The following is an 8,115-nucleotide window of genomic DNA, read 5'->3' as shown; positions in this document are numbered from 1 at the left end:
GCCAAGCTGGGAAAGTTGTCGAAAGCCATCTTATATGAGGACCTTTGCTTTGATGCCCAGCAGTGCTGCGAAAAAGCCCTTAAAGGACTACTAATTTATCTAGGTCTAACCTTTCCTCGGACACATTCAATCGGCCACCTCCTAGCATTGCTTGAGCAATCCGGTAAACTGGACATACCTGGGGAAATAAAAGATGCGGCTATTCTAACAGACTATGCCGTAACTACGCGGTATCCCGGCGATTGGGAACCGGTAGATGCGGTCGAGTATCAACAAGCCGTTGAGCTTTCGGGAAAGGTTTATGAATGGGTCAATTGGATAATTGAACAGGCTTAAGGATATAAAAGTTAACCCTCGGTTACAATCGTTTTGACGGTTGTGCCGAGGGTTGATTTGGGTTGAGGCAGATAGATTAAGATTAAAGGTTATCCAGAGCCCTTCTGCAGGCGATGTAATTCTCCACTGGAGTGGTCGGATCCGCTACACAGCCGGGCGTCACCATCAGACCCCGGCGTCCGGCGGTCACTACCGCTTCCCGGACATGAACGGTAATCTGATCCGGGGTGGCTGTTTTCAGCCATGTTTCATTGATCCCGCCCATAAAGCACTTGTCCGAGAGCTTTCGCGCCTGTGCCATGTCCGGTGCGACCCATCTGTCATGCCAGTTCAGACACTGTACTGGGTAGGAGGCCATTAGACTAAACCAGGTATTGTCGCCATGGATGTGAACAATATTGAAAAAAGTCGGGTCTTTGAACGTTTCAATCACTTGCAAATCGTATCGGACTCCAAACTCCCGGTATTCCTCTTCAGTAACCCAGTCGCGGGTAGCGCACTGGCTGGCGAAAAAGAAACCCGATACGCCCGCCGCAAGGTTTTCAGCGACGAAATCGATGCAGGTTTGGGTAATCGCTTTAAGCGCCTGATGAACGTAGTCGGGATGGCTACGCATATCCTGGAAAAGGCGCATTCCGGCAAGCTTCTTGGCGGTGGTCAGCGGGCTAAAAATGGTCTGGACAAAGGGCAGCTGTAGACCCTTTTTCTTTTGCTGCTTGGCCACCTGCTGAGCAATCATTAGGGTTTTTCCATGGTTGCCGAAGCTGCCCGAAAGCGGCTTGAGTTCCCCCCACTCTTCGGGGGTTTCGATGGCGAATTTTCGTTCAAGCACAGGCCTATGGGGCATGCAGTAATAGGTGCAGCTTAGGCCATAATCAGCGGCGGAATAGTTGCCAAAAGGCATCAGCTTAATGAAATCAAGATCATAGTCCAGGGCCTGCTGGATCTGAACTTCTGCTAGCTCCACCGGGTCTTGATCAACATGCGGTACATGATACCACATACCGAACGGGATACGATCCACTTCCTGCTTGTTGATAGCTGCCATGACGCGTTCTTTTTTTGACATGCTCATTGCTGTTTCCTCTCCTTGTGCGGTGGTCTCGGGCCACGGGCCAAGCTTTATCGTGTTCAGAATAGTTGTGCCCCGCGCCAACCATCAAGCTCTTCCGCGGCAGGCGCGTTAAAGATCGGCTAGTAGTTTGTTGGCTAGCGCCAGGCGGTCTTCGCTCACATGAAGGGGCACACAGCAGCCAGGGCCGAGAATCATCCGGCCGTCCGGCACCTGATCCAGCGCGTCCTGAAGGTGCACCTTGAGTTCTTCGTCGGAGCCGTTGAAAAGGACGCCGTATTCATCTACACCGCCAATCAGGATCTTATCCGGGCAGATACTGCGGCCTTTCTTGAGATCGTAGTCGTCCACCAGGCGGTCATGCCAATTGAGGGCCTGCACCGGATATTGGGAAAGCAGCTCGAACATGGGCGCATTGCCGTGCATGTGCATAATGTTGAACCACAGCTTTTCGTTGGCACGTTCGAGAATGCGAAGATCGTACGGCCGTCCAAATAGCTCGTACTCCGCCACACTCATTTTGTCGTAAGTACCTAGCTGGGTGGCAAGGAATATGCCATCGGCGCCTATATCGATTAGCGCTTCGACAAACGCCTGAGTGGTATCTGAAATCACATCGAGGCCCTTTTTGAAGCTGTCGGGGTCGCGGCGTAGGTGGACCAGCATCTTGTCGCCGCTCATTTTGGCGGCCGTGGTCAGCGGGTTAAACACAGTGACAACTACCGGCGCCTCGCCCTTAAAACGCTCGACCACGCCCTTGGCGGCGGCAATGGAATCGGCCATCGAACCCCGGTTCATCGAGAGCGGCTTAAGCTTCTTCCAGTCCTCGATCCGTTTGATCGAAGGGTCGGTCACCACACCCACCTTGGAGCAGGTATTGGGCCATACGCAGTCGCGCTCAGGCCACTGGATCGCCGAACCCCAGTCCTGAATGGAAAAAAGGCCCTGATAAGTGACCTTCACAAAATCCCAGCCGAAACGTTCCTGAAACTGGATGGTTTTTTTGATCAGCTGGGACGGCTCCTCGTCGTAGGGCGGGAAGTGCTTCCAGAGGTTGATTGCAGGAGTGTCGAGTTTCTTGCCGGACAAGAGCGCCTGGATTCTTTCGATTGGTTTCATTTGTAAGTTTCTCCCTTTCTTTTCGAATTTGTTATTCTATAGCCAACCACAACTAATACTCCATCCTCTATCGGTTAGAAATAAGTGGTATTTCTTTCTTTTGTTAACCGTCTTTTGCAGGTGGGCAGTGTTTTGCTTTGTTCATGCCCTATCCACCAAGATAGGACTTGATAACGCGGTCGTTAGAAAGCAGCTCCTGACCAGTGCCCTCCATGGCAATTTCCCCCGTTTCCAGCACATAGGCGCGGTCCGCCACTTCCAGCGCCGCCATGGCGTTTTGTTCAATAAGAAGAAGCGTGGTTCCCTGCGCGCGGATTTCGGCCAGGAGACTAAATATCTGTTCCACAAAAATCGGGGCCAGGCCCAGCGAAGGTTCGTCCAGCATCAACAACTTGGGGTTACCCATCAGTGCGCGCCCAATTGCCAGCATCTGCTGTTCGCCTCCCGACAGGGTGGCTGCCATTTGCCCGGCGCGCTCCTTCAGAAGGGGAAACAACTCGTATACACGGTCGTATCCCGCCTCGATATTGCCCTTGTCCTTGATGGTGTAGGCACCCATGCTCAGGTTTTCCCAAACTGAGAATTTCGGGAAAATCTGACGCCCCTCAGGAGCGAGGATAACACCCTTCTTAACCCGCGCTTCGGCGTCGAGCTTCAGGATGGACTGGTTCATATAGAGAATGTCGCCGTTTTTGACTTCTTTGACACCGGCAATGGAGTTTAACAAGGTGCTTTTCCCGGCCCCGTTGCTCCCGATCAGTGCCACGATTTTGCCTTTTTCGACATGGATGGAGACATTCTTGAGGGCATGGATTTTTTGGTAATACACATTGAGATTCCTAACCTTTAACACTCTTTTTTGCCCCCTTTCCGAGATATGCCTCCAACACCACCGGATCATTTTGTACATGCGCAGGGGTCCCCATACTGATCATCTTGCCATAATTCATCACAATAATCTGATCGGAGATCCGCATGACCATTTTCATGTCATGCTCGATCATAAGAATTGCATCAACGTCTTGGAGCAGCGAACGCACAAATGCACCAAGCTCCCGTGTCTCCTGTGGATTCATACCTGCCGCAGGCTCATCGAGCAGCAACACCGATGGATTGGTCGCCAGAGCACGGCCAATTTCCAGTTTCCTTTGCAGACCGTAGGGCAGGTTGCCCGCCTTTTCATCGCGCAGGTCGGAAAGCCCCACGCGCTCGAGGATCTGCTGGGCTTGTTCGATCGCAGTTTCCTCCGCTTTTAGCTTCGTGGGGTTGGGAAAGAAGGAAAGGAAGGCACCATAGGGAATGCGGTGCTGCATACCAACAAGAATGTTATCCTGTACGGTCATACCGGTAAACAACCGTACGTTCTGAAAGGTCCTTGCAAGTCCAATCTTTGCATACTGATCGGAAGGAAACCCCGTGATATCCTGCCCCTTAAGGGTGATCCTTCCCTGGTCCGGCTCATAAAAGCCGGTCAGCAGATTGATTACGGTAGTTTTGCCAGCTCCGTTTGGCCCAATGAGGCTGGTCACCTCCCCTTTATTCAAGGAAAAAGAAAGATCCTCGACCGCAACCAAACCGCCAAATACAATTTGTAGATGGCTAACTTCTAACAGCGCTGTCATTTTTCCCTTTCCTTTCCATCCTGGCAATTTTTTGCAGGAATTTGCTCTTGACTTTGTCGGTTTGATCGCTGAGATATCGCTTGAAGCGAGTGCCCGGAATGCTGTGGTCGAGCAGAACAATAAGGACGAGAGCCGCACCGTACAGCACCTGGCGGTACTCAGAGAAACCGCGGAGCATCTCGGGAATCACTGTCAGCACAAAGGAGGCGATAATGGTACCGAACATGCTACCAAGGCCACCGACGGTCACGATGCTGACTACTGCCAGGGATTCGACGTTGGTAAAATTGGTAGGGTCGATGTAGCCGATGTTAAATGCATAAAGCATGCCAGCGATACCGCCTACCGCGCCTGACATCGTAAACACAATCATCTTTTGACGGAAAATGTTGATGCCCATCGCCTCAGCCGCAATACTGTCTTCCTTCATCGCCCTCAGGTTACGTCCAAGCTTGGAATTTAAAGTCCAGCCGATGGCTGTGTAAACGATAAACACAGTAGCTAACACGAAATAGTAATATGAATTACTGGATTTGAGCTGATACCCCAAGGTGACGGGACGGGGAATGTTCATCAGCCCTGCGGGTCCGCGCGTCAAGCTTTGCCAATTGATGAGGATCAGATTGATAATCTCGCAATACCCCAACGTGATAATGGCTACATAACGTCCAGTGACCCGCCCCATCGGAATCGACAGCAGAAACCCACTGAGGCCGGAGATTACGATCGTTGCCAGGATCACGGACCAAAGTGGCCAGCACAGTCTAAGTGTGATCAACGCCGCCGAATAGGCACCGATCCCGTAAAATACGGCCTGTCCTAAAGAAACCATGCCGCCGATACCCATCACGAGATTCAGACTCATGCCCAGGATCATATAGATCCCCGCCGTAATAAGAATCCGCATAATATAGTTTTTTAGGTGCAAACAGGGGACCAGCAAAGCAGCACCGATCAGAATGATCCTTATGATGGTTGAAAGTCTAATTCTCTTCTTCAACATCAATCACACCTTTTTACTTTCCGCTTTGCCGAAGATGCCGGTAGGCTTAAAGATCAGTACAATAATCAAAATGCCGAACGCAACCATGTTGCGATAGCTCGAGCTGATATAACCAGCGGTTAACATCTCTGCAATACCAATAATAAACCCGCCGATGACCGAACCGGTCAGGGAGCCGATCCCGCCTAGCACTGTCGCGGCAAATGCCTTCTGCCCGATGACGCCACCGATGTTAACCTGCACCGTCTGATAGTACATACAGGATAAGACTCCTGCGATCGCCGCCAGCACCGAGCCGACGGCAAACGCCAGCGCAACGACCTTGTTGACCGGAACGCCCATGAGATTCGCAGCACGCAAATTCTGAGACACCGAGCGCAATCCCATCCCCATTTTGGTTTTCATAGTAAAATAACCTAAAACAACCATAATAAACAGCGTGACACCAAGCATCACAAACTGGATGGCCATCATGCGCGCTCCGAATAGCTCTACATACCGTCCTTCCAGAATGGTGGGAAAAGCGCGGATTTCAGTTCCAAAGATAATCTGACACAGACTTTCAATGACTGTTTTGACTCCAATGGAGCTGATGATCGCATAAACCATGCCGTCTCCTTTTTCGCGAATCGGACGAATAGCTAGCAGTTCAATGGCCAGTCCGGCTATTGCCGCATAGATCATCGCGATCAGAAAAACCACGATCAGCGGCACATTGCTACCCCCAAGGTTGTAGAACATGGAAAAACAGACGGCACCGGACATGTAAATAGCAGCATGAGACATATTAATCAGACCTACAACGCTGAACACCAGAGAATAACCGACAGCAGTCAAGGCGTACACGCTACCCAAGCATATCCCGTTGATTAGCTGTTGAAAGAACATGTTTATCCCTTTCCCTTGCAATCTAATACAATTCCCTATAATTGGTTTGGAAAGGCCAAATCGTAATGAACTTGAGAGACTTGGCCTTTCCGAAAAAAGCATTGAACAATTGTTATTCGTGAAGGTTCAATTTTGATTATTTGCTGGTGTCGATATTCACCCAGACGCCGTTTTGGACCTGGGCTAGATATTCCTCGTTGAACACCTTGCGGGTATCGGGGTCAAAGCTGATAGTGCCCTGTACGCCCATAAAATTACTGAGCGAAGCAAGCTTGTCACGGAAGGACAGGCGGTCGACTCCGCCGTTCTCGATCGCCCAGATAACAGTCAGCATGCAGTTGTAAGATTGGTCGACATACTTCTGGGTCGTCTCAGAGCTAGGATAGACCTTAATATACTCCTCATAGTAATCGGCGTACACCTTATTCTCCTTGCTCTTCAGAGCGTTGTTAAGACTATAGAGACCCTCCGCCAGCTCGCCAAGCTGATCGATGACCGTGGCCGAGCAGCATTTCTTGGAGGAGAGCCAGTTGAAATCGATTCCGAGCATGTCGGCCTGCTTGATCATCATGACAAGGTCGTCCTCGCCGCAGAAGGTCATAACAGCGTCGGCATTGATGGTCTTCAGAGTGGTCAGCATAGCTGTAAAATCATTGGTCGATCCAGCGATGTAGGATTCCTCCGCTATAATGGTGCCGCCCTCGGCCTCGATGGCCTTCTTATAGAAGTCAAAGGATTCGTTGCCCCAGTCGTCGTTGGAATGGATGACTGCAAAGGTCTTGTAGCCAAGGTAGTTGACCTGCCAGTCAGCGTGATTGGTGGTGGAGACATCCTGGGTTGTGGAAAGTGAGAAACAGTACTTACCGATCGGAAGGTACCGGGTATTGGAAGAGGTCAGCGCGTACTGAACCATCTCGACTTCGTTGTAGATTGGAGCAGCAGCTAGCGAAACAGGTGACGCGAAGGAGCCGATCTCACATAGATACTTATCGTCCTCGACGATCCGCTCGGCGAGGGCCACCCCCTGCTTGGGATCGTTGCAGTCGTCATAGAAATCCAGAATTATTTTGCCGCCGGTGCCGTTGAGGCCGCCACGCTTTTCAAGATTGGCCAAAGCCATCTCAAGGCCATTCTTGATGTAAGCCGCATAGGTTGCGTTCGTGCCAGTGATGGGGATACAAACCGCAATGTTGTAATCTTGCACCTCAGGTGCCGATACATCTTTCTTCGGCCCGTCGCCTTTGTTTGAGCAGGCCGTGAGAGAGAAAATCATCAGGAATCCCAGGGTTAAGGCAACTATTCTTTTCATCTTTATGACCATTCCTTTCACTGCGATCAGGCAAACAATGTTGCGGAACCGGTTGCCTGTGCGCTATTTTATAGTTAGTTATGCAGGTATACTGCAAACAATGAAGAGATGGGTGCGTTACCCTACCTTTTTGGAGACAACTGCTATTACCGGGAGTAGCAGCACCACAAACAGCAATGTCCAATCACAGGTAAGAGCTGGCGCGTTGTTTGTGAACCTCCTTGTTCTCATTCTTCGTATGGTCGGGTGATCCCTGCATATGAAAAGTATGAACTCCGTCTTTTACGCGTACGCCAAGGGGCTGGCACTGCAGAAGAAGAAGTACATAGTCTTGGGTTGGGTTGTTGATGCACCCATTTTTTTGTGCGCTTCCGAGCCTTCAGTTTGCTGTCAACCACACCCCTTCCCATCTTGTAATCCGCTGAATCTTTGACGTTTCTACTGACTCTACCCCCCCTTAGTTCCCACCTGACCCCGTATGGCCCTGCATGACGGTGAGGATGGCGGCGTCAGTTTGGCCCAGGCCGTGGGTGCTGACGTAGCCGAGGTTGGCGATGGTTTGTTCGGCGGTTTTGCCGATGATGCCGTCCAGTTGGTCGGCGCTGAGGCCGCGGATGGCGAGCTTGGCGGCGAGGACGGCTTCGGCGGCGGTGGCGGCCAGTTTGAGGGCGCAGCCGTTTTTGCCGCCATCGCAGAAGACGCCGGCTAAGCTGGCGATGATGTTCTGGATGGCGCGGCCCACGGCGGCGGCATCCCCGCCTAGCAG

The 8,115-nt window shown here is 51.4% G+C and carries 9 protein-coding genes; 1 reads left to right on the top strand and 8 read right to left on the bottom strand.

Annotated elements, in window-relative coordinates; genetic code table 11:
• Window positions 1-336: HEPN domain-containing protein (locus AC1U9Z_RS17260; protein WP_479958464.1), on the top strand; the 336-nt coding region annotated here is incomplete at its 5' end.
• An 82-nt stretch (window positions 337-418) separates the two neighbouring features.
• On the opposite strand, the gene AC1U9Z_RS17255 is transcribed toward AC1U9Z_RS17260, so the two are convergent.
• The 8 genes from AC1U9Z_RS17255 to AC1U9Z_RS17220 all read right to left on the bottom strand — a co-directional run.
• Window positions 419-1,411, bottom strand: a complete 993-nt coding sequence (locus AC1U9Z_RS17255) for a uroporphyrinogen decarboxylase family protein (RefSeq protein ID WP_479958463.1) — start codon at window positions 1,409-1,411, stop codon at window positions 419-421.
• A 108-nt stretch (window positions 1,412-1,519) separates the two neighbouring features.
• Complete coding sequence (locus tag AC1U9Z_RS17250) at window positions 1,520-2,527, bottom strand: uroporphyrinogen decarboxylase family protein (protein WP_479958462.1); 1,008 nt, start codon at window positions 2,525-2,527, stop codon at window positions 1,520-1,522.
• 148 nt (window positions 2,528-2,675) lie between these two features.
• Window positions 2,676-3,380: an ABC transporter ATP-binding protein gene (locus AC1U9Z_RS17245; protein WP_479958461.1), complete on the bottom strand. Its 705-nt coding sequence runs from the start codon at window positions 3,378-3,380 to the stop codon at window positions 2,676-2,678.
• Window positions 3,367-4,149, bottom strand: a complete 783-nt coding sequence (locus tag AC1U9Z_RS17240) for an ABC transporter ATP-binding protein (RefSeq protein ID WP_479958460.1) — start codon at window positions 4,147-4,149, stop codon at window positions 3,367-3,369. Before AC1U9Z_RS17240 ends, AC1U9Z_RS17245 begins: the two co-directional genes overlap by 14 nt.
• Complete coding sequence (locus AC1U9Z_RS17235) at window positions 4,127-5,149, bottom strand: branched-chain amino acid ABC transporter permease (protein WP_479958459.1); 1,023 nt, start codon at window positions 5,147-5,149, stop codon at window positions 4,127-4,129. Before AC1U9Z_RS17235 ends, AC1U9Z_RS17240 begins: the two co-directional genes overlap by 23 nt.
• 6 nt (window positions 5,150-5,155) lie before the next feature.
• Window positions 5,156-6,040: a branched-chain amino acid ABC transporter permease gene (locus tag AC1U9Z_RS17230; protein ID WP_479958458.1), complete on the bottom strand. Its 885-nt coding sequence runs from the start codon at window positions 6,038-6,040 to the stop codon at window positions 5,156-5,158.
• Between the two features lie 136 nt (window positions 6,041-6,176).
• Window positions 6,177-7,349, bottom strand: a complete 1,173-nt coding sequence (locus tag AC1U9Z_RS17225; protein WP_479958457.1) for an ABC transporter substrate-binding protein — start codon at window positions 7,347-7,349, stop codon at window positions 6,177-6,179.
• 457 nt (window positions 7,350-7,806) lie between these two features.
• The coding region (locus AC1U9Z_RS17220; protein ID WP_479958456.1) for an L-serine ammonia-lyase, iron-sulfur-dependent, subunit alpha at window positions 7,807-8,115 on the bottom strand (309 nt) is incomplete at its 5' end.

Source organism: Desulfotomaculum sp. (assembly GCF_982386235.1).
This window is presented reverse-complemented; position numbering and strand designations above follow the sequence as displayed.

What these genes read in the sequence shown, in the direction of transcription:
- AC1U9Z_RS17255 (WP_479958463.1), bottom strand. Translation starts at nt 1,411, where the DNA reads ATGAGCATGTCAAAAAAAGAACGCGTCATGGCAGCTATCAACAAGCAG.
- AC1U9Z_RS17250 (WP_479958462.1), bottom strand. Translation starts at nt 2,527, where the DNA reads ATGAAACCAATCGAAAGAATCCAGGCGCTCTTGTCCGGCAAGAAACTC.
- AC1U9Z_RS17240 (WP_479958460.1), bottom strand. Translation starts at nt 4,149, where the DNA reads ATGACAGCGCTGTTAGAAGTTAGCCATCTACAAATTGTATTTGGCGGT.
- AC1U9Z_RS17230 (WP_479958458.1), bottom strand. Translation starts at nt 6,040, where the DNA reads ATGTTCTTTCAACAGCTAATCAACGGGATATGCTTGGGTAGCGTGTAC.
- AC1U9Z_RS17225 (WP_479958457.1), bottom strand. Translation starts at nt 7,349, where the DNA reads ATGAAAAGAATAGTTGCCTTAACCCTGGGATTCCTGATGATTTTCTCT.